The following is a 19,942-nucleotide window of genomic DNA, read 5'->3' as shown; positions in this document are numbered from 1 at the left end:
AATGTATGAATTGTTATTAGTGTTCAGCCGACAACTAATCGATCATTCACCCCAGCCCAGCTCTTTGGCCAAGGCAAAGGCATGGTTGGCCGCCGGTACACCGCCGTAAATTGCCACATGCATGAGTACCTGGCGAAGCTCGGCTTCGGTCAGACCTATACGCTTGGCGGTTTTCAAGTGCAGCGTCAACTCTTCACGCCCCAGAGCAGCGAGAATTCCCGTGGTGATCATGCTGCGCTCACGGCGGGTCAGGTCGTCATTGCTCCACAGTTCGCCCCAAGCCAAGCGCGTGATCATCTGCTGGAAAGGGGTATCCAGACTGTTTGCATTAGCGGTTGAGCGCGCCACATGCTCCTCGCCCAGCACCTGCTTACGGGTTTGCAGGCCGGTGGCATACGCCACGCCTTGGTTCGCCACATCGCCCAGGTCCGCCGCCATGACACTCAGAAGCTTCTGCGCAAAGCGTGCTGGCGCCTCGACCGATGGCACGTGCCCCACGCCATCAAAAATCTCCAGCGGCGCGCCATCAAGTTCTTCCGCCAGCGCCTCAAGCGTCGCGGTCGGTGTCGCAAGGTCTTCACTGCCGCCGAATAGTTGCACCTTGACTGGCTTGCCGGACAGCTGCCCGGTAAACGTCTCGCGGCCCAACATCTCGCATAGCTGGGCGTAGGATTCGTCATCACCTCGCCCCATCTGGGTGCACCAGCCCGCCTTAAGCGCGGGATTTGCCTCGAACGTCGCCTGGGCAAACCAGCGCGGTACGATCTCCTGGGCCATGGCCGCGAGGCCTTCCTGACGCACACGGCCAGCGCGGGTGTTCCATAAATCAGGCGTGCCGATGATCGCGCCGGTATTGGTAAGCGTCGCGGAGAGCAAACGGTCACTGTGCTCGGCTATCAACTGTTGGCCGATCACGCCACCAATGGAAGTGCCGACAAAATGAAAGCGCTCGTCACCCGCAAGCTCTGCCAGTGCCAAGGCCTCGCCGGCCAGATCCGCAGGCGTGACCTGTGAGCTGCTCACCGCCTGACTGGCCCCGTGGCCGGGAAGATCCCAAGTCAACACCCGGTAGCGGGGAAGCAGCGCAGGGATAACATCGTCCCACACGGCCTGGCTCATGCCCAAGGGATGCGCCAGCACGACCAGTGGATTACCTTGAGTACCCAACAGCCGGTAGGCCACGCTGCGTCCATTGATGGTATGAAAAGCCATACTACCTCCGTTAAGCGCGCTCGATCAGTGTGGCAATACCTTGGCCTACGCCCACGCACATGGTGCACAGCGCGTAGCGTTTGCCGCTGTTTTGCAGCTCATGAGCAGCGGTAAGCAGCAGGCGTGCGCCGGACATGCCCAGCGGATGCCCAAGGGCAATTCCACCGCCGTTGGGGTTTACCCGTGGGTCGTCGTCTTCAAGGCCTAGGTCACGCATGCAGGCCAGTGCCTGGGCGGCAAAGGCTTCGTTAAACTCAAAGACATCAATTTCATCAAGCGAAATGCCAGTGCGCTTGAGCAGTTTCTGGACTGCCGGTACCGGGCCATAGCCCATGATGCGCGGTTCAACGCCAGCCGTTGCCATACCGATAATCTTGGCCATGGGCGTTAGGCCGTGCTGTTTAACCGCTGACTCGCTGGCCACCAGCATGGCTGCCGCGCCATCGTTGACGCCGGAGGCGTTGCCAGCGGTTACGCTGCCGCCTTCACGGAAGGGCGTAGGCAAAGCAGCAAGCTTCTCCATCGTGGTTTCCCGCAAGTGCTCATCCTGATCAAAAATCAGTGGCTCCTGCTTGCGGCGAGGTATTTCGATAGGGGTGATTTCCTGAGCAAACCGGCCGGCTTGCTGTGCGGCGGCCGCTTTCTGCTGGGAGCGCAACGCGAAGGCATCCTGATCTTCTCGGGAAATATTGAACTGTTCGGCGACGTTTTCCGCCGTTTCCGGCATGGAGTCGATCCCGAACGCCTTCTTCATCAGCGGGTTCACAAAGCGCCAGCCGATAGTGGTATCTTCGATTTTCTGACCGCGAGAGAAGGCGCTATCGGCTTTGCCCATCACATAGGGCGCCCGGGACATGGATTCCACGCCGCCGGCCAGCGCCAGCTCCATTTCACCAGCCTTAATTGCCCGAAATGCGGTGCCTACCGCGTCCATACCCGAGCCGCACAGGCGGTTCATGGTCGTGCCGGGTACCGAGGTGGGAATGCCCGCCAGGAGCGACGACATGCGTGCTACGTTGCGGTTATCTTCACCGGCCTGGTTGGCGCAGCCCATAAATACTTCTTCAATGGCGGCAGGATCGAGATCCGGCGCATCAGCTAGCACTGCCTTGAAGATCGTGGCGGCGAAATCATCGGGGCGCACGCTTGCCAGCGTGCCGCCAAACCGACCGATAGCGGTGCGTCGCGGGTGGCATAAATAAACGTTTGTCATGACCAACTCCTTATTCGCCCGCATGGGCGCGTTCGGTACGGGCTTTCAACTCGCGCAAGATCTCAAGCTCTTTTTCGCTGGGCTCAGGGGTACTCTCAAGCTGGGCGGCAAAACGCACTTCCCAGCCGGTCGCCTCCATTACGTCCTCCCGGCTAACGCCCGGATGAAGCGATACCACAACAAGCTCTTTGGTGTCGGGGTCGGGCTTCATCACGCACAGATCGGTAATCACGCGGGTCGGGCCTTTGCCGATATTGGGTACGTTATCGCGCCCTTTGCCATCACGGCCAAAGCCCAGAGTGGTGACGAAATCAACATCTTTCACAAACGCCCGCTTCGAGTGCTTCAGGGTGATAAATACTTCACCCGCGTTAGTGGCAATTTCCGGTGCGCCGCCGCCGCCCGGCAGGCGTACTTTAGGTGCTTTGTAGTCACCAATCAGCGTCGTGTTAAGGTTAGCAAAGCGATCGATTTGCGCGGTACCCAAAAATCCCACGTTCACTTTGCCGCCCTGCAGCCAGTAGCGAAACATCTCGGGCACTGCCACAGTCGTCAGCGCTGATTCGCACAGCTCGCCGTCGCCGATGGAGAGCGGCAGAATATCGGGCTTGGTTTGCAGCGTGCCGGATTCGTAAATCAGCACCACGTCAGGCGCATGTGTTAGCCGCGCTAGGTTAGCGGCCTCTGAGGGCAGCCCGATGCCTACAAAACAGGTAGTGCCATTTTCCAGCGCCCGCGCAGCGGTCACCGACATCATTTCAGAAGAGGTATATTCCAGGCTCATCAGGCGTTCTCCTCTGCGCGGTAGACGTTGTCATCAAGCCACTTGGTGAAAGTGTCACGATCGCGAGCGATGGCGTCCCACTCTTTGTAGAAACGGTTGCTGCGGCCGTAATAGCCGTGGGTGTAAGAGGGCAGCGCGCCTTTTTCAGCCACCGCCACAGCACTGATGGCCCAGCTAGGAATCACACAGGCGTTAGGATGCGCTTTCAGATCGTCAACGATCTCTTCCACCGTGACGATGCTGTGCTTGGCCGCAAGCACGGCCTCTTTCTGTACGCCAACAATCCCTTCCACCAGCACATTACCCTGGCGATCCGCACGCTGGGCGTGAACGATGGAAACATCAGGACGCACCGACGGCACCGCTGCCAGACGCTCACCGGTAAACGGGCACTCAATGAACTTGATCTGATCGTTCACGCTGGGCAGCTCACTACCCACATAACCACGCAGCACTGCCAGTGGCAGGCCAGCCGCGCCCGCTTCAAATGCACAGGCCATGGCCGCATGGCTGTGCTCAAGAATCTCAATCTTATGCGGCCAGCCTTTCTCCACGGCATCACGCAGGCGATGCAGCGACCCGACACCTGGATTGCCACCCCAGGAGAAGATCACTTTTTTAGCGCAGCCTGCGCCAATCAGCTGGTCGTAGATGATATCGGGAGTCATGCGGATCAGCGTCAGATCACGCTTTTTCTGACGGATCACTTCGTGACCGGCGGCAAATGGAATCAGATGGGTAAAGCCTTCCATGGCCACGGTAGCGCCGTCTTGAACGTAGCGCGCTACCGCGTCATGTAAGCTGAGAAACTCGGCCATGTGGGTGCCTCTTAGCGGGTCGTTGGCATGCTTGTTAGTGAACTATCAACAAATTGTTCGTAAAGCGAACATAGATCCTCTATACGAACAAGTTACTGCCGAACGTAGATGAGGTCAAACCCACCCACGCTTGCCTTGCATCTCCGCCAGGGCATTTTCTTATTTCACAAAATTAATTAAGCATTTGTTTCTTATAAAAATTATTTCGATTCTAACCATTTTCTGGCGCGTTTTATCTGAGCCTTGCTGCTACCAAGGTATAAAGTCGGATCGCAAGCTTTACGCAGTGAATCGTAATCAATGGTTCCGTTTGTCTCAGGGTGCTCGGCCAGTACATCAATCAATACATCTGAATAATCCCGGGACTCGCAGCGTGAGGTTTCCGCCGCCGCAGCACTTACCGCCTTGGCGTTATCTGTGCCTAGCGCAGGGGTCAGCAGGCGCGCCACCGGCTCAGCCATGATGCCGCCCCCGGTAGCCGCCAAGTTGCGCCACATGTTATCGGGATACACTTCAAGCCCTTCAAGCAGTACGGCCACCTGCTCCAGCGCACCCTCCACCAGTAGTACGCTTTCCATTAACGGCGCCCATTCGGCATGCCATTCCCCCAGCCCGCGTTCCAGAGGCTGGGCGGCCGCGTTTAACAATACACTGGCATGCCCATGCACTTGCCTTGCCGCGCCTCGTATCAGCGCGCTGCGCACTGGGTTGCGCTTATGAGGCATCGAAGAGGATTCTCCCATCCCCGGTGCCGAGGGCTCGGCCACCTCGCCTACCTCGGTCTGGGTAAGCAGCGATACATCCAGTGCCAGTTTCTCGGCAGCGCTGGCTACAGCATCCAGCGCCGTACCCAGCGCGTGGATGGGATAGCGGTCGGTATGCCATGGCAATACCGGTGCTGCCAGGCCTAGCTTTTCAGCCAAGGCGTCCATCCACTCAAGCCCCAGCGAATCCCACCCCGAATGCACACCCACCGCGCCACCAAATTGAACAGGGAGCTCAATATCACCCAAGCGCCGACGCGCCTGTTCCAGGCCTACGGCCCAGTGAGAAACCTTGACGCCAAAGGTAATCGGCAACGCCTGCTGCATTAGGGTGCGCCCGACCATGGGCGTATTGCTGTGTGTGTCCATGAGATCTATCGCCGCCGAGCGGCAGCGCAGCAGCAGGCTATCCAAAGCGGCCAGGCGCGGTTTAAGTAACAGCATCAACGCAGAATCAACGACATCCTGGCTCGTCGCCCCCTGATGCCAGTAACGCTTGAGGCCATCTGCGAGCAGCGCACGGCTCTGTTTGACGAACGGAATGGCGACGTTGCCTCCGCTGGCGATGCCCTCGGCCATCTCAGCGATATCAAAAGAGACATCTTCCAGCTGAGCGCGCATCTGCTGACTTGTGCCGGCAGGCAGTGCACCACTGGCTTGCTGAACGTCAGCCAAGGCCAGTTCAAAGGCCAGCATGGCACGCACCATGGCGTCTTCATTACAGGCAGCCAAGGCGGTTTGGCTCATAAACGGGTGCTTTAAAAATGCTGAGGGCATGGGCGCAAGGCCTCCTAGTGACGTGATTCAGAGCCTGAAAATAGTGTAAAAAAGCTTGATTCAGAGCAAAATCGTACTTATGTTCGTTATTCGAACCATAGGATAAACAGATGGATACTGACTTACCAAATCTACGTGCGCTCTCTTATCAACCGTATCGCTTCTGAAAAAATCAAACCCCATGTAATCCCGCCGCGTACCCATTATATGAGCAGTTGGTTAACTCGCCTGCTCGCCCAACGCCATGACGTTGCCGCTTGGAAAAGCGGCTTCATAAATATAAATCTCATCGAGAGGAGAAATTCATGTCAACGCCGTATGCAGTGATAACTGGAGGCGCTCGCAATATCGGGCAGGCCATCTCTCAACGCCTTCAGCAGGATGGCTATCGGGTTATCGTCCTTGATATCGTTGAGCCCACGATAGATTCGTTTAAAGAAGATGCTTATCAAGTTGATCTATCAGACATAGAAGCGTTAAAAGCAGTATTGGACTCAATAAATGAAAAGTATGCGGTAAGCTGCCTAGTCAACAACGTAGGTATTGTGGCCCCGGCCCTTCTTGATGAAACTCGCATTGAAGATTTTGATCGCTTGATGCACCTGAACGTACGTTCAGCATTAATATGCACCCAGGCTTTATTGCCGAGCCTGCGTGCCAGCAAGCATGGGCGTATCGTATTTAATGCCAGCCGGGTAGTACTGGGCAAAGAGGCCCGAACACTCTATAGCGCTACCAAAGGGGCGGTACAGGCCATGGCAAGAACCTGGGCGCTGGAGCTTGCCCAGGATGGGATTACAGTCAACTGCGTGGCGCCCGGCCCTATTGCGACATCCGCCTTTTGGGATAATAACCCGCCAGACTCTGAACGGGCCAAACGCATTATTGATAACATCCCTCTGCAGCGTATGGGCGAACCCGAAGACGTGGCCAATGCGGTTAGTTTCTTCTGCGACTCACGCAGCAGCTTCGTTACCGGGCAGACACTTTTTGTGTGTGGCGGCGTTACCGTAGGTTAAGAACGGCTCAATCAATAATCGATTAAATCGCTTGATGAAGGCGTAACGTTTCAATTTCTTCAGGCGTTTTATTGAGCACCCTGGTCAATACATCAAACGTATCTTCCCCCAAGAGCGGCGGCGCTTTGCGGTACTCCAGGCTTGTTTTTGAATATTTGATCGGGTTGGCGACTCCCGGAACCTTGCCGTATGAAGACGCCTGCTCGATCTGCATCCCCCGAGCCTGCACCTGGGGGTCTTCAAATACCTGGTCGATACTTTGAATGGGACCACAAGGCACGGCAAGATCAGCCAGCAGCGCTATCCATTCATGGCGGGTCCGTTCGCGGGTAATCTCAACCATGATAGGAATAAGCGTCAGGCGATGTTTTACCCGCTTCGGGTTGGTTTTAAACCGGGCGTCAGCTGCCAATTCAGGACGGCCTACAGCTTGGCAAAAACGCTGGAACTGACCATCGTTACCAATAGCGATAATTACCTTTTCGCCGTCAGCGGTCGGAAAAGGCTGGTAAGGCACGAGGTTAGGATGATAGTCACCGGTACGTTGAGGAATGTTGCCGCTGCAGAAATAGTTGAGCGCCTGGTTGGCCAGCCAACTGACCTGTACATCAAGCAGCGCCATATCGATGTATTGCCCTTCCCCGGTCTGGTGGCGATGATGTAGCGCCCCCAGGATAGCAATGACCGCGTTCATTCCCGTGGTCAAATCAGATACCGCCATACCCACTCGCTGGGGCCCTGCACCAGGCTCTCCATCAGGCACCCCTGTAATACTCATCAACCCCGCTTGGGCCTGAACGAGATAATCATAGCCCGCCATATGAGCCATCGGGCCTGTCTGGCCAAAGCCAGTGATGGAGCAATAAATCAGCGCAGGATTGATTGCTTCCAAGCTTGGGTAATCTAGCCCCTTGTTAGCTAGCCCGCCGCTTTTGAAGTTTTCTACCAATATATCGCTGTCGGCCGCCAGCTCACGAATAAGCGCCTGCCCTTCCGGCACGCTGATATCCACCGTGATCGAGTGTTTACCACGATTCGCAGACAGGTAATAAGCGGACTGCCCCGAGGATTTCCCGGCACTGTCACATAACCAGGGGGGCCCCCAATGACGCGTATCGTCGCCAAGTACCGGGCGCTCCACTTTGATAACTTCAGCACCCATATCTGCCAATATTTGCGTACACCATGGCCCAGCCATTACCCGGCTTAAGTCGAGCACACGCAATCCTTTTAAGGGCCCTGGCATAAACCACTCCTATTTATTATTAATCCGCGATATCAACGCAGCGCATCTATCTCGATAAAAGCCTGAGCTTTTTAATTAGCTTGTCGGCTTTAGCTTTGCATTTCGATCTTTGAAAAAGCGGAATATCGCAAAGGCAATTGACCCAAATGTAATGGCAATAAAGAACCAGGTAATCGGGCCACGGACAAAAATCGACATATCGCCGTTACTGATCAAAAGCGAGCGCCTCAGGTTGTCTTCAAACATGGGCCCCAAAATAAAACCGATCAGAAATGGAGCGGCCGGAATGCCTGTACGGTTAAATAGATAACCCACTACACCAAATGCCAGCATAAGCCATATATCAAATGTCATATTGTTTACAGCGTAAGCACCGTAAACACAGAACATTAATACGATAGGAAAAAGAATTGATTTGGGAATATCGGCTATTAATGAAAAATACTTAATAGCTGCATTACCTACCACAAGCAGGATTAAAGAGCTGAGCATAATCCCCAGGAAAAGAGCGTATATTAGCGAAAGGTTTTCCTGGAACATGATAGGGCCTGGGGTTAGGCCATGAACCATAAAGGCGCCCAGGATAATAGCCGTAATCACATCGCCAGGAATGCCCAGCGAGAGCAGCGGTATCAACGTGGCACCTGCCACCCCATTATTGCCCGCCTCGGCGGCCGCGACACCTTCAACTTCCCCCTTACCAAAATTATCCTTATTAGGAGAGCGCCTGCGTGCATCGCTATAGGAGATAAAGGCCGCAGCTGTTGCCCCCGTACCCGGAATGGCGCCAATAATCACGCCGATCAGACTGCCACGAACAATACTTTTCATGCACCGCTTGAGCTCGGCCAGGGTCATGCCGACACCGCTGGCTTTTGCCTTTATGTGAGGTAGCGCCTTCTTTCTGTAAAATTCAATTATTTCTGGTATCGCAAACAGACCGATCAGCAACGGGATAAAGGAGATCGAATCCATCAGGTTATAGTTGCCAAAGGTAAGGCGCTGCGATCCAAACACCGAATCGAGCCCTACCAATGACAACAGTATCCCCATCAGCGCAGCAAGCAGGCCCTTCACCATGGAACCACTGGCGAGAGAAATGATGATGGTAAGAGAGAAACAGATCAGCCAGAAAAACTCAGGCGCGCCAAAGTTGAGCGCTATCTTGGCAAGATAAGCAGCAAAGAATATCAAGGCGATATTGGAAATAAAGTCCGCGATAACAGAAGAGAACAGTGCGGTCTTGAGCGCCTTTTTAGCATTTCCCTGCTGCGCCATGGGGTAGCCGTCCAACAGCGTACATGCCGATGCAGGAGAGCCCGGGGTACGAATCAAAATGGCCGTAATCGAACCACCGTACATTCCCCCTTTATAGATTCCTACCAACAAGAGAATAGCGGCCACAGGCTGCATCGAGAACGTGAAGGGCAAGGCAAGTGCCACCGCCATGGTAGCCGTCAGACCGGGTATCGACCCAACCGTGACACCAATAACGACACCTAATGCGATAGCTATAAAGTTATCAATACTTAAAAACAGTTGTAAAACTTCAGAAAGATTTTCCATATATCACCCAGGCTGCGCGCCGCCAAGAAATTGTTAATAAGGCATCAGCGGAAGTGGAACATTCATCACATTGACAAACAGCAACGTCACGCCTACAGGAAAAGCCACGGCAAAGCTATAAACCCACCAGGTTCTGACAGGGTGCGCCAGAAAAAGAAGTACCGTTGCCAAAATGCCGGTCAAGATGGCGCCTAATGTTTCAAAAAACAGCACGTAAACCAAAAAGGCAATTACCATGATGACAAATCGACGAAAGGAGCCCTTAATAAATTTTCTTTCGTCGTTCTCACTTTTATTAGCTACCAGCAACCCTTGAAGGATCAGTAATACTGAAAAAGCCAGCATCAGCCAGCTAACGATGTTGGGCAGCCATCTAGGCGACATCATCGGGTTTTGCAGTATCGCCGGCTCACCGATGTAATTGGGAACGAGATAGAGTACCAACATCAGTGAGAGCAAGAGGAGTACGATGCCGGTAATAACATCCAAAGTGTCTTTGATTTGTTTCACGTTGCTTAAGCCGGAAAATAACATGGCAGCCTCTCCACGAGGACAAGCTAAAGAAAGCAAAGAAGGCGAAGGTTAGTTTCAACCTTCGCCTTCTTATTACAGGTAGTGGTTACTGGCTGATACCTGCCTGTTGAGCAACCTCTTCCCAACGGGCCAGATCATCAATAACGAACTGTTTAAATGCCTCACCTTCCACCTGGCCTGCTTGAGCACCTAGCTGTTCAGCGAAATCTTGGAATTCCTGGCGTTCCATGACTTCATCCAGTGCTTCCTGCATGGCCTCATAGCCTTCCTCAGGGAAAGATTTGTGCGCAATCAAGCCAAACCAGGCGGTGGTAGTAAACTGATCCAGGTTGTACTCGCCGATTTCAGAAAGGGTGGGTACCTCCGGCAGGTAAGGCGAGCGTTCTGCAGAAGTGACGGCCAATGCGCGCAGGTCGCCCGACTTGATATGCGAGTACACGGTTGGCATGTTCTCAAACGAGACGTCGACATCGCCGCCCAGTAGAGCGGGCAAGGCAGCGCCGCTACCTGCAAAAGGAACAGCCGTCATCTGTGAACCGGTCAACGTCTTGAACAACTCACCCGACATGTGAATCGAGCTGCCCACACCACTATGGCTGAACGCCATATTCTCGTCTTGTGCGGCTTCAATGAATTCCACGACCGTGTTATAGGGGCTGCTTGCAGGTACCACCATAACATTGGGAATATCGATGATGTTTTGGATAAAGACAAAGTCTTCAACCGGGTCATAGGCAAGATCTGGGTAAATCGCCGCACCGATGGTATGGCCTGGTGATGCCATCAAAAGCGTATGATCGGCATCACGCCCACCGCGAGCAAGTCGACCAGTACCTACTGTCGAGCCAGCGCCAGGACGGTTCTCGACGATCACATTAGCGTCCAGGGCATCTTGGAGCAAATCGGCAACGCGACGAGAAAGCACATCAGTAGTGCCACCCGGTGCATAAGGCACGACCAGACGCACATCGCCGGTCGGCCAGTCTGCGGCGTTGGCAGTTGAAAGGGAAGCAGCAAGTAACAAGGTGCTGCTGCAGGCAGCAATACATGTGGCGCTGACAATTTTTTTCATTAGCGTTAATCTCCTAGGATTACTTAATTATTGTTCGCGATACGTACATGTATTCGCACTACATGCAGGGAGACTACTTCGTTCTTACCCGTATACAAAACACAACTTTAGTAGCATCAAGCTTGAATTCACCCAAAAATCATATTGAAGCAACTATTTTAAAAAAGCTAAAAGCTCATCTATGTTCGCATGACGAACATTATTACGCTAAGGTATCAGCATTGGTTAAAACAATGCATTGTATTAGTGAATAGGAAATTTATGCAGGAAGACATTCTAAATCCCGAGAGCCGGGATTTTGTCACAGCGCTGGCCAGTGGCTTAGAGGTAATTCGCTCCTTTGATGACGAGCATCCTCGCATGACACTGAGCGAAGTAGCGACACGGACAGGGATGAACAGAGCTAAAGCCAGACGCATTCTGCTAACGCTTCATGCCTTGGGTTATGTACGCAAGCAGCACCGCTATTTTGAACTGGCGCCGCGCGTACTTCATCTTGGCTATGCTTTTTTATCTGCCAATAATTACCGAGGCGTGATACAGCAATATCTGGAAGATATTACCAGCGAAATCGGCGAATCTTCCTCCTTGGGCGTGCTGGATGGCGAAGACGTCATCTATGTAGCGCGTTCAGCGGCAAAGCACCGCTTGATGGCGATTACGCTTTCCGTAGGGACTCGACTGCCCGCCGCTCATACATCTTTGGGCCGTATACTGCTCGCCCAGCTCCCCAATGCGGAGTTAGAAGACTATTTATCCAGGGTTGAGCTGATACGACATACCGACAAGACGATTGTCGATATAGATGAGTTAAGGGATCAGGTTATCGTGGCGAGACAACAGGGTTACGCGGTGGCTGATCAGGAGCTCGATCCAGGTCTACGCTCTTTGGCGGTCCCTGCATACGATGCCAAACATCAGCTAATAGGCGCTATCAATGTCAGCACTAACGCAGCCAGAGTAGATATTGATACGTTACTGGGTGTTTATCTGCCGATTATGCAAAAGAAGGCCGCCCAGATACGCCTACATGTCAACTAAACTTAAAAAGTAAGCTAGCTCCATAGCCGGTTTATCCGCTATGAAGCTAGCCGCTCAAGCGTTTTTCGCTGTGGCAATAATAGCGTCTAAAGCAGCCTGATAACCTTGACTTCCTAGACCGGCAATAACGCCGTCTGCGCGTGACGATATATAGGAGTGATGACGAAAAGCTTCCCGCTTGTGGATATTGGAAAGGTGGACCTCAATAACCTTTCCATCAAATGTATTCAGCGCATCCAGCAGGGCTACCGACGTATGTGAGTAGGCTGCAGGATTTATGATAATAGCCAGCGTACCATCCAATCTTGCTGCATGAACGGCATCGATGAGCTCTCCTTCGTGATTGCTCTGCAGCGCTACCAGCTCCCAGCCGGCCATCAACGCCTGGGTACGCAATTGATTGATGATGTCATCCAGCGTTTCTTTACCGTAAATCTCCGGTTGGCGAGTACCCAGCAAGTTGAGGTTAGGGCCATTGAGTACAAGTACACGCGGCGTAGTCATCATGCAGTTTCCTTTTTTACCTATCCGTTATTCGTCACGTTGAAACAATTGAGCCATGCTACATTAGTACCCTTTATAAATGCAGCAGACTAATGGCCCCATGACACTTCCCCTCTACCTTGGCCTACCCATGTGGTCAAACCAGGCTTGGCTGGGCACGCTTTATCCCCGCCATGCCAAGAGCGATCTGCTCGCTGAATATGCCAGCGTATTTTCCAGCGTAGAGGGTAATACGACGTTTTATAGCGGTGCACCAAAGGCGGAGACGGTTGCCGCCTGGGCTCGCCAGGCGCCTGCTCATTTTCGCTTCTGTTTTAAACTGCCAGCAAGCGTTACCCATGATCAGCGGCTTACCAACCTGGATGACGTATGGGCCTTTCTAGCAGCGCTTGAGCCTCTACATGATCGCCTGGGCCCTACCATGGTTCAGCTACCGCGTGATTTTGGCCCCGATGAGCTGCCTCAATTAGAGGCGTTACTGGCGAATTGGCCCGCGCACTTACCGTGTGCGGTAGAGGTTCGTCACCCTGCTTTTTTCCACAAGGGAGCGGCAGAAAAAGCGCTCAACCAATTGTTGATAACTTATTATGCCAATCGCGTAATGCTAGATGTACGCCCGGTCTTTTCAACACCTGCGGGTGGCCATCCGGGCCTTGCCCACGCGCAGCAGGAAAAGCCGAAACTCCCGCTGCACGTGCTTTCCACAGGAAACTTTCCGGTGATACGCTTTATTGGACATATTGAAAAACCGATTAATATCCACTACTTCGGCCCATGGAAAGCTCGGCTGGATCTGTGGATAAGTCAGGGGAAAACCCCTTTCTTATTTGTGCATACTGCTGATAATCGCGAGTCACCTGACATGGCGCGCCAGCTCTACAGCGCCCTTGGCGAACTTGCCTGCCTGCCACCGCTTGCCTCCTTTCCTGGAGAGACGCAAAACCAGCTGTTCTAGCCTAATGTTAATGGAACCTAACTGGCACGGGCCCTCCTGATCGGATAAATTGCGCATACTTTCGATAAGCCTGGGGTATGTGCTTATCGAACCTGCGTAAATGGGGCGCATAGCGACTTATTACAATTTAACTAACTTGTAGGTGATGTATGGCAAAGCTTGCACATGCACAATGGTCATCGAAGATGGGCTTTGTGCTGGCTGCTGCGGGATCGGCAGTAGGCTTGGGAAATATCTGGCGCTTCTCGTATATGACAGGCGAAAGCGGTGGGGCCGCTTTCGTTCTTGTCTACTTGGCGTGCGTAACGCTGGTTGGCCTGCCAATTCTGGTGGCGGAATGGATGATTGGCCGCCGGGGCCAGAAAAACCCGATTAACACTATGGCAGAACTGGCAGCCAGCCACGGGCGCTCCCGCGCCTGGGCGTCTATCGGTATCAGCGGCGTTCTGGCCGCGTTTCTGATTCTTTCTTTTTACAGCGTGATTGGCGGCTGGTCGCTGAACTATACGCTGGGCTCGGTAATTGGCACGTTTAGCGGCCAAGACGCTGATGCGGTCGGTGCTCTTTTCAGCGATCTGCTGGGCAACCCCACAACGCTACTCATCTGGCATACCGCGTTCATGGTGCTGGTCGTTGGTATCGTGGCGCGTGGCGTGACCAAGGGGCTTGAAGCCGCTTCACGTATCCTGATGCCTGCACTGGTGGTGCTTCTGTTGATTCTGGTTGGCTACGGCGTGGCAAGCGGCTACTTCGGTGAAGCGCTGACGTTCATGTTCAGCCCTGACTGGGGCGCACTGGATGGTGGTGTTGTACTTGCGGCCATGGGCCAGGCCTTCTTTACCCTTTCATTGGGTATGGGCATCATGATGGCGTATGGCTCTTACCTGGGTGAAGACGTCAACCTGATCAGTACAGCACGCACCGTTATCATTCTGGATACAGCAATTGCGTTGCTGGCGGGCCTTGCTATCTTCCCGATCGTATTTGCCAATGGGCTAAGTGCAAGTGAAGGCCCAGGCCTGATTTTCATTACCCTGCCCCTTGCCTTCGGCAATATGGCGGGCGGTACGATTCTTGGCCTGATGTTCTTCCTGCTGCTGACGTTTGCAGCACTCACGTCCGCTATTTCGCTGCTGGAACCAGTTGTTGAAACGCTGGAAGAGCGTACGTCCTTAAGCCGGATTGGTGCAACGCTGGTAAGCGCGATCGCTGTATGGGTGCTTGGCGTGGCGGCGCTACTGTCGTTTAACGTGTGGTCCGAGGTACTGTTCTTCGGCCTTAATATCTTTGATTTCCTGGACACCTTCACCAGCAAGATTTTGCTGCCGCTGACGGGCCTGGGTGCAATTGTCTTTTATGCATTCTGTCTGGATAAGGAAGAGGCGCGCAAAGAACTGCGGCTGGATATCTACGACTTCACCTTGTGGAATCTTCTTGCCAAATACGTGGCACCACTTGGCGTGATCGTTGTTTTCCTGACCGGCCTGATCTAAGCCGATCTTTGCCCTGCCAAGCGGCAGGGCTGAATGTTTGTAAAGATAGCGAAACGACATATCAAGTTAGTGCAATTCGCTCTCTTGCCGTTCGTCATCGTCTGGCAAGGGGGCGATATCCCGATATAACTTCTGAAATTCCCGATGTAATTCAATCCCTCGACGTGCGCGCAAGTTGCGTTGAGCGGCACTCCTTTGGCGCTGAGCATGTTCATCGACTTCCATGCTCATGAAGATATCCAGCAGTTCGCTTTTAACTGAGGTGATTCGTTCGACGTTTCTCATGATCGACGTGCCTCTAGGTGAATATGCCTTTGTCCACCTGCATCCGTGACGACTGTTAAATGATGCAGTGCGACACTTCACTTCTTACTATAACCTACTTGACAAAATGATGACAAAGCGTGAACAAGTGCTTAAACGCGCTTTAAACGTATGAAGCAGGTTGCGTTTCATTGTTCATTTTTGTCGCCCCTCAGGCATACTGAGGGAAACGCCGTGGTGGACGGCAACGCGCCTTTATAAACAGGCGCATTGAATAACCGAGGAGCTGAACGTGAGTCGCGCCCTGTTCGATGAAATGAGACGCCGCATGGAGCACTTTCGCCGCTCCGAACAAAAGGTAGCGCGGTTTGTGCTGCGCAACCCCGATGAAGTCATTCATATGCGGATCGTTGATCTGGCGACGGAAGCCAAAGTCAGCGAACCTACCGTGGTGCGCTTCTGTCGTGCTCTGGGTTGCAACGGCTTTCAGGATTTCAAGCTGCAGTTGGCACAGATGCTCGCCTCTGGTAGCCAGTTCGCGCAGTTTTCGATGAACGATAGCGACTCCGTTGCCGAGTTCTCCCACAGTATCTTCGATTCCACCGTCGGCACGCTGCTCTCCGTGCGCGACCGGCTGGATAACGACGCCCTGGGCCAGGCGGTGAACGCGCTGACCATGGCCAACCGGGTCGAATTCTACGGCTTTGGCGCCTCAGGTGCGGTAGCGTTTGATGCCCAGCACAAGTTCTTCCGCCTGCAGATCTCCACCTCTGCCTATGCTGACCCGCATATGCAGAACATGTCGGCAGTAACCCTCAAGGAAGGTGATGTGGTGGTCGCCATTTCACAAACGGGGCGCACCAAAGCCCTGGTGGCCAGCGTGCGTCTGGCCCGTGAAGCGGGCGCCACGGTCATTGGCCTGTGCCCCAGCGGCTCGCCCTTGGCAGAAGAAGTCAGCCTGCCGCTGTATATCGACGTTCACGAAGATACCGAAATCTATACACCGCTCAGCTCGCGTATTGCCCACCTGGTATTGATCGATGTATTGGCCGTGGGCGTCGCCAAAACCCGGGGGCCCAAACTGGCAGAGCAGCTTAAAGCCGTGAAGAAAAGTCTCAATACGCTGCGCTACCCTGAAGAAAACTAATTCTTAAAGCTAACGCCTGTATGCACAGCCAGTTTACTGGCTGTGCTAGACTAAGCGCCCATTTTCGATCCGGCAGCGGCTTTTATGGACGACGTCACGGCGATACTCGATCAGCTCAACACTGCCCAGCGCGAGGCAGTCAGCGCCCCGCAGGGTAATCTTCTCGTGCTGGCCGGTGCCGGTTCCGGCAAGACCCGGGTACTGGTACACCGCATCGCCTGGCTAATGCACGCCGAAGGCCTCTCGCCCTATGCGCTGCTGGCGGTCACCTTCACCAACAAGGCCGCCCGCGAAATGCGCACGCGCCTTGAAGCGCTTCTGGGTCTGTCGCTACGCCATGTTTGGGTGGGCACCTTTCACTCGATTGCCCATCGCCTGCTGCGCACCCACTGGCAGGATGCGAGGCTTCCGCAGAACTTTCAGATCATTGATTCCGATGATCAGCTCCGGCTGATCAAGCGGCTACTCAAGGATTACTCCATCGACGATGAGCGATTCCCGCCACGCCAGGTGCAGGGTTTTATCGGCGGCTGCAAGGAGGAGGGCCTGCGCCCTCACCAGGTCAATGTGGATGGCGACGGCTACATGGCGCAAATGGTCGAGCTTTACGAGCGTTACCAGCTGACCTGCGAGCGCGGCGGCCTGGTGGATTTCGGCGAGCTGCTGTTAAGAAGTCTGGAGCTTTTGCGCGATAATCCGCCGCTTCTGAACCACTACCGCGAGCGTTTTGGCCACGTGCTGGTAGATGAATTTCAGGATACCAATACGCTGCAGTACGCCTGGCTAAAGCTGCTCACTGGACTACAAACGCCCATGACCGCCGTGGGCGACGATGACCAGTCGATTTACGGCTGGCGAGGCGCCAAGGTCGAGAACATCCGCCGCTTTGAAGAGGAGTTCCCGCAAACCCATACGGTGCGCCTGGAGCAGAACTACCGCTCAACCAGTGCCATTCTGGATGCGGCCAATGCCTTGATCAGCCATAACAGCGAGCGGTTGGGCAAGAATTTGTGGACTGACGGCGTCGAAGGTGAGCCTATTTCGGTCTACGCGGGTTTCAACGACTTGGAAGAAGCACGTTATATCGTCGATACCATCAAGGAGAAGGTCGACGAAGGCTTCAACCGGCGCGATATCGCGATTCTTTACCGTTCCAACGCCCAATCTCGGCTACTTGAGGAAACCTTGATTCGCCAAGGCATGCCCTACCGTATTTACGGCGGGCATCGCTTCTACGAGCGTCTGGAAATCAAGAACGCTTTAGCCTATCTGCGCCTATTGCTTAACCGCGACGACGACGCCTCTCTTGAGCGTGTGATCAATGTACCCACTCGCGGTATCGGCACCCGCACCGTGGAGATTCTCCGCCTGCGCGCCCGCGAACAGAGTATTTCACTATGGCAGGCGCTCCACGATGCGCTGCAGGACGGCACGCTGAAAGGTCGCGCCGCCAACGCCGTGCAGACCTTCGCCAACCTGATCGAGCAGTTGGACAATGACGCAGCCGGCCTGACGCTTTACGAAATTATCGACCACGTCACCGAACATACCGGGCTGATCGAGCACCATAAAAGCGAGCGCGGTGAGAAAGGCCAAGCGCGGGTCGAAAACTTGGAAGAATTGGTTACCGCCGCCCGGGCCTTTACCCAGGGCGATGCGTTTGAACTCCCAGAGGCTGGCGAGGGCATGGTCGCTCTAGAAGCCTTTCTTTCCGAGGCGGCGCTTAACGCAGGAGACCATGAAGCCGAGGAGTTCGAGGACAGCGTGCAGCTGATGACGCTTCACTCGGCCAAGGGCCTGGAGTTTCCGGTGGTGTTTATTGCCGGCGTGGAGGAGGGTCTGTTTCCGCATAAAATGTCGATTGAAGAGCCGGGGCGGCTCGAAGAAGAGCGCAGGCTTTGCTATGTGGGCGTCACCCGGGCCATGCAGAAGCTCTACCTGACCCATGCGGAAACCCGCCGCCTGCACGGCAAGGAAGTTTTTCCCCGCCCTTCACGCTTCTTGCGTGAATTACCGCCTCACCTGCTTGAAGAAGTGCGTCTGCGCGGACATATCTCGCGACCAGTGACCGCCGCGCGTACAAGTTTTGCTCAGCAGAGTATCGAGAGCGATGGCGACCTACCTGCCTTGCATGTGGGCCAGCGCGTTGGCCATCCAGTATTCGGCGAAGGGGTTATTCTTAACGCCGAAGGCGAAGGCGCGCGCGCTCGCGTACAGGTGAGCTTTGAAGGCGAAGGGGTCAAATGGCTGGTGCTGGGATTTGCCAAGCTGACGCCGCTGTAGGCAGGGCTTGGCCAGTAGGCGGTAGCTTGCCCAATAAAACATGATTAGCGCATACTGACGGGCGGACACTTGCGCTCACGTGCAATTACACAAAAAACATACTTTTTCGGAGTTATGCCCGCCATGCAACGCCGCCAATTTCTGAAAACCGCCGGTCTGGGTGCCGCCGGTGTCGCCGCCGCGCCTTTCGTAAGCAGTGCCCACGCGCAAGAAACCTACACCTGGGACATGGTCACGTCCTGGCCGAAAAACTTCCCGGCGCTGGGCACAGGTGCTAACGACTTCGCGCGCCGCGTTGAGCAGCTCTCTCACGGTCGTATGCAAATTCGGGTTCACGGTGCAGGTGAGCTGGTGCCTGCCTTGGAAGTTTTCGATGCAGTTGCCGCCGGAACCGCTGAAATGGGTCACTCCACGCCTTACTACTGGCGTGGCAAAGTGGCTGCTGCACAGTTCTTCACCGCCGTGCCTTTTGGCATGACCACTACCGAGATGAACGCATGGCTTTATCACGGCGGCGGCCAGGAACTGTGGGACGAAATCTACGCCAAGCATAATCTCAAGCCGTTTGCCGTGGGCAATACCGGCCCCCAAATGGCGGGCTGGTTCAAGAAAGAGATCAACTCTCTTGCCGATATGCAGGGCCTCAAGCTGCGCCTGCCAGGCCTTGCCGGTGAAGCCATGAACGGCATCGGGGTCAGCACCGTTAACCTGCCGGGCTCTGAAATATTTACCTCGTTGCAAACCGGCGTCCTGGATGCCGCCGACTGGGTAGGTCCCTACAACGACATGGCGTTTGGCCTGCATCAGGTGGCTGACTATTACTACACCACGGTGTGGAACGAACCGACTGCCGCCGTCGAGACGATGATCAACCTGGATGCCTGGAACTCCCTGCCGGAAGATCTGCAGGATGTCATCCGTGAAGCAGCACGTGCCTCCAACCTGGCCATGTTCACCGAGTTCGCCTATCGCAACGCTCAGGCGCTTGAAACCCTGGTAGATGAGCACGGCGTTCAGCTGCGCGAGCTTCCCGAAGATGTGATTCAGGCGCTTTATGAGTCGTCGCAGGAAGTGATTCAGCGTCAGGTGGAGAACGATGAAGACTCCCGCCGCGTTTATGAATCCTACTCGGCCTTCCAGAAGATGATGCGCCCGTTCAGCGATATTGGCGAATATGCATACTTTAAAGGTCGCGAGCAGGCAGGCAATTAAGAGTTATCAATTATCGATCACGTTTTAATTAGCATGTT

18 protein-coding genes are annotated in these 19,942 nt (G+C 54.4%); 7 read left to right on the top strand and 11 right to left on the bottom strand.

The window, feature by feature from the left end; genetic code table 11:
- Nucleotides 1-42 precede the first annotated feature (42 nt).
- The 5 genes from ELY38_RS11185 to ELY38_RS11165 form a co-directional block, all read right to left on the bottom strand.
- Nucleotides 43-1,212 carry an alpha/beta fold hydrolase gene (locus tag ELY38_RS11185; RefSeq protein WP_127062259.1) on the bottom strand — a complete coding sequence of 390 codons (1,170 nt, stop codon included), beginning with the start codon at nucleotides 1,210-1,212 and terminating at the stop codon, nucleotides 43-45.
- 10 nt (nucleotides 1,213-1,222) lie between these two features.
- Nucleotides 1,223-2,425 (bottom strand): 3-oxoadipyl-CoA thiolase, encoded by a 1,203-nt coding sequence (pcaF, locus tag ELY38_RS11180; protein ID WP_127062257.1) that lies wholly within the window; start codon nucleotides 2,423-2,425, stop codon nucleotides 1,223-1,225.
- Between the two features lie 10 nt (nucleotides 2,426-2,435).
- A complete protein-coding gene (locus ELY38_RS11175; protein ID WP_127062255.1) occupies nucleotides 2,436-3,209 on the bottom strand; it encodes a CoA-transferase subunit beta in 774 nt (257 codons plus the stop codon).
- A complete protein-coding gene (locus ELY38_RS11170; RefSeq protein ID WP_127062253.1) occupies nucleotides 3,209-4,027 on the bottom strand; it encodes a CoA transferase subunit A in 819 nt (272 codons plus the stop codon). Before ELY38_RS11170 ends, ELY38_RS11175 begins: the two co-directional genes overlap by 1 nt.
- A gap of 200 nt (nucleotides 4,028-4,227) precedes the next feature.
- The gene (locus ELY38_RS11165) at nucleotides 4,228-5,568 is read right to left on the bottom strand and encodes a class-II fumarase/aspartase family protein (protein WP_127062251.1); all 1,341 of its coding nucleotides are present in this window, start codon (nucleotides 5,566-5,568) and stop codon (nucleotides 4,228-4,230) included.
- Nucleotides 5,569-5,873: 305 nt separating this feature from the next.
- Here ELY38_RS11165 and ELY38_RS11160 point away from each other — a divergent pair, with 305 nt between their 5' ends.
- Nucleotides 5,874-6,587 (top strand): SDR family NAD(P)-dependent oxidoreductase, encoded by a 714-nt coding sequence (locus ELY38_RS11160; RefSeq protein WP_127062250.1) that lies wholly within the window; start codon nucleotides 5,874-5,876, stop codon nucleotides 6,585-6,587.
- A gap of 22 nt (nucleotides 6,588-6,609) precedes the next feature.
- Here the strand turns inward: ELY38_RS11160 and ELY38_RS11155 are convergent, their stop codons facing one another.
- The 4 genes from ELY38_RS11155 to ELY38_RS11140 all read right to left on the bottom strand — a co-directional run bounded on the left by ELY38_RS11155 (nucleotide 6,610) and on the right by ELY38_RS11140 (nucleotide 11,005).
- The gene (locus ELY38_RS11155; protein ID WP_127062248.1) at nucleotides 6,610-7,833 is read right to left on the bottom strand and encodes a CaiB/BaiF CoA transferase family protein; all 1,224 of its coding nucleotides are present in this window, start codon (nucleotides 7,831-7,833) and stop codon (nucleotides 6,610-6,612) included.
- A 75-nt stretch (nucleotides 7,834-7,908) separates the two neighbouring features.
- The gene (locus ELY38_RS11150) at nucleotides 7,909-9,399 is read right to left on the bottom strand and encodes a tripartite tricarboxylate transporter permease (protein WP_127062246.1); all 1,491 of its coding nucleotides are present in this window, start codon (nucleotides 9,397-9,399) and stop codon (nucleotides 7,909-7,911) included.
- A gap of 33 nt (nucleotides 9,400-9,432) precedes the next feature.
- Nucleotides 9,433-9,933 (bottom strand): tripartite tricarboxylate transporter TctB family protein, encoded by a 501-nt coding sequence (locus ELY38_RS11145; RefSeq protein ID WP_127062244.1) that lies wholly within the window; start codon nucleotides 9,931-9,933, stop codon nucleotides 9,433-9,435.
- An 85-nt stretch (nucleotides 9,934-10,018) separates the two neighbouring features.
- Nucleotides 10,019-11,005, bottom strand: coding sequence for a Bug family tripartite tricarboxylate transporter substrate binding protein (locus ELY38_RS11140; RefSeq protein WP_127062242.1), 987 nt, complete (start codon nucleotides 11,003-11,005; stop codon nucleotides 10,019-10,021).
- Nucleotides 11,006-11,266: 261 nt separating this feature from the next.
- On the opposite strand from ELY38_RS11140, the gene ELY38_RS11135 reads away from it, so the two are divergent.
- A complete protein-coding gene (locus tag ELY38_RS11135) occupies nucleotides 11,267-12,046 on the top strand; it encodes an IclR family transcriptional regulator domain-containing protein (protein WP_127062240.1) in 780 nt (259 codons plus the stop codon).
- Nucleotides 12,047-12,100: 54 nt separating this feature from the next.
- Here ELY38_RS11135 and aroQ read toward each other — a convergent pair whose 3' ends face one another.
- Nucleotides 12,101-12,550: a type II 3-dehydroquinate dehydratase gene (gene aroQ / locus ELY38_RS11130; protein WP_127062571.1), complete on the bottom strand. Its 450-nt coding sequence runs from the start codon at nucleotides 12,548-12,550 to the stop codon at nucleotides 12,101-12,103.
- A gap of 100 nt (nucleotides 12,551-12,650) precedes the next feature.
- Between aroQ and ELY38_RS11125 the strand changes: the two genes are divergently transcribed.
- Together ELY38_RS11125 and ELY38_RS11120 are read left to right on the top strand one after the other, a co-directional pair.
- Nucleotides 12,651-13,505 carry a DUF72 domain-containing protein gene (locus ELY38_RS11125; RefSeq protein WP_127062239.1) on the top strand — a complete coding sequence of 285 codons (855 nt, stop codon included), beginning with the start codon at nucleotides 12,651-12,653 and terminating at the stop codon, nucleotides 13,503-13,505.
- Nucleotides 13,506-13,654: 149 nt separating this feature from the next.
- Entirely contained in the window at nucleotides 13,655-14,998 is a 1,344-nt protein-coding gene (locus tag ELY38_RS11120) for a sodium-dependent transporter (RefSeq protein WP_127062237.1), read from the top strand.
- A 66-nt stretch (nucleotides 14,999-15,064) separates the two neighbouring features.
- Here the strand turns inward: ELY38_RS11120 and ELY38_RS11115 are convergent, their stop codons facing one another.
- Complete coding sequence (locus tag ELY38_RS11115; protein WP_126952443.1) at nucleotides 15,065-15,283, bottom strand: PA3496 family putative envelope integrity protein; 219 nt, start codon at nucleotides 15,281-15,283, stop codon at nucleotides 15,065-15,067.
- Nucleotides 15,284-15,554: 271 nt separating this feature from the next.
- Here ELY38_RS11115 and hexR point away from each other — a divergent pair, with 271 nt between their 5' ends.
- The 3 genes from hexR (at nucleotide 15,555) to ELY38_RS11100 (ending at nucleotide 19,904) form a co-directional block, all read left to right on the top strand.
- Nucleotides 15,555-16,409 (top strand): transcriptional regulator HexR, encoded by an 855-nt coding sequence (hexR, locus tag ELY38_RS11110; RefSeq protein ID WP_127062236.1) that lies wholly within the window; start codon nucleotides 15,555-15,557, stop codon nucleotides 16,407-16,409.
- Between the two features lie 84 nt (nucleotides 16,410-16,493).
- A complete protein-coding gene (gene uvrD / locus ELY38_RS11105) occupies nucleotides 16,494-18,692 on the top strand; it encodes a DNA helicase II (protein WP_127062234.1) in 2,199 nt (732 codons plus the stop codon).
- Nucleotides 18,693-18,815: 123 nt separating this feature from the next.
- Nucleotides 18,816-19,904: a TRAP transporter substrate-binding protein gene (locus tag ELY38_RS11100; protein WP_127062232.1), complete on the top strand. Its 1,089-nt coding sequence runs from the start codon at nucleotides 18,816-18,818 to the stop codon at nucleotides 19,902-19,904.
- The last annotated feature ends 38 nt before the right edge of the window (nucleotides 19,905-19,942 follow it).

This window comes from Vreelandella nanhaiensis (assembly GCF_003990185.1).
Taxonomy (GTDB): Bacteria; Pseudomonadota; Gammaproteobacteria; order Pseudomonadales; family Halomonadaceae; genus Vreelandella; species Vreelandella nanhaiensis.
Note: the sequence above shows the minus strand (reverse complement) of the source record. Positions and strands in the feature narration are given on the sequence as shown.

Excerpts from the sequence above, each read along its gene's own strand:
- aroQ (WP_127062571.1), bottom strand. The coding sequence starts at position 12,550 with ATGACTACGCCGCGTGTACTTGTACTCAATGGCCCTAACCTCAACTTG.
- ELY38_RS11165 (WP_127062251.1), bottom strand. The coding sequence starts at position 5,568 with ATGCCCTCAGCATTTTTAAAGCACCCGTTTATGAGCCAAACCGCCTTG.
- pcaF (WP_127062257.1), bottom strand. The coding sequence starts at position 2,425 with ATGACAAACGTTTATTTATGCCACCCGCGACGCACCGCTATCGGTCGG.
- ELY38_RS11125 (WP_127062239.1), top strand. The coding sequence starts at position 12,651 with ATGACACTTCCCCTCTACCTTGGCCTACCCATGTGGTCAAACCAGGCT.
- ELY38_RS11115 (WP_126952443.1), bottom strand. The coding sequence starts at position 15,283 with ATGAGAAACGTCGAACGAATCACCTCAGTTAAAAGCGAACTGCTGGAT.
- ELY38_RS11155 (WP_127062248.1), bottom strand. The coding sequence starts at position 7,833 with ATGCCAGGGCCCTTAAAAGGATTGCGTGTGCTCGACTTAAGCCGGGTA.
- ELY38_RS11150 (WP_127062246.1), bottom strand. The coding sequence starts at position 9,399 with ATGGAAAATCTTTCTGAAGTTTTACAACTGTTTTTAAGTATTGATAAC.
- ELY38_RS11140 (WP_127062242.1), bottom strand. The coding sequence starts at position 11,005 with ATGAAAAAAATTGTCAGCGCCACATGTATTGCTGCCTGCAGCAGCACC.
- ELY38_RS11135 (WP_127062240.1), top strand. The coding sequence starts at position 11,267 with ATGCAGGAAGACATTCTAAATCCCGAGAGCCGGGATTTTGTCACAGCG.
- ELY38_RS11185 (WP_127062259.1), bottom strand. The coding sequence starts at position 1,212 with ATGGCTTTTCATACCATCAATGGACGCAGCGTGGCCTACCGGCTGTTG.
- ELY38_RS11175 (WP_127062255.1), bottom strand. The coding sequence starts at position 3,209 with ATGAGCCTGGAATATACCTCTTCTGAAATGATGTCGGTGACCGCTGCG.
- ELY38_RS11170 (WP_127062253.1), bottom strand. The coding sequence starts at position 4,027 with ATGGCCGAGTTTCTCAGCTTACATGACGCGGTAGCGCGCTACGTTCAA.
- ELY38_RS11160 (WP_127062250.1), top strand. The coding sequence starts at position 5,874 with ATGTCAACGCCGTATGCAGTGATAACTGGAGGCGCTCGCAATATCGGG.
- ELY38_RS11100 (WP_127062232.1), top strand. The coding sequence starts at position 18,816 with ATGCAACGCCGCCAATTTCTGAAAACCGCCGGTCTGGGTGCCGCCGGT.
- ELY38_RS11145 (WP_127062244.1), bottom strand. The coding sequence starts at position 9,933 with ATGTTATTTTCCGGCTTAAGCAACGTGAAACAAATCAAAGACACTTTG.
- uvrD (WP_127062234.1), top strand. The coding sequence starts at position 16,494 with ATGGACGACGTCACGGCGATACTCGATCAGCTCAACACTGCCCAGCGC.
- ELY38_RS11120 (WP_127062237.1), top strand. The coding sequence starts at position 13,655 with ATGGCAAAGCTTGCACATGCACAATGGTCATCGAAGATGGGCTTTGTG.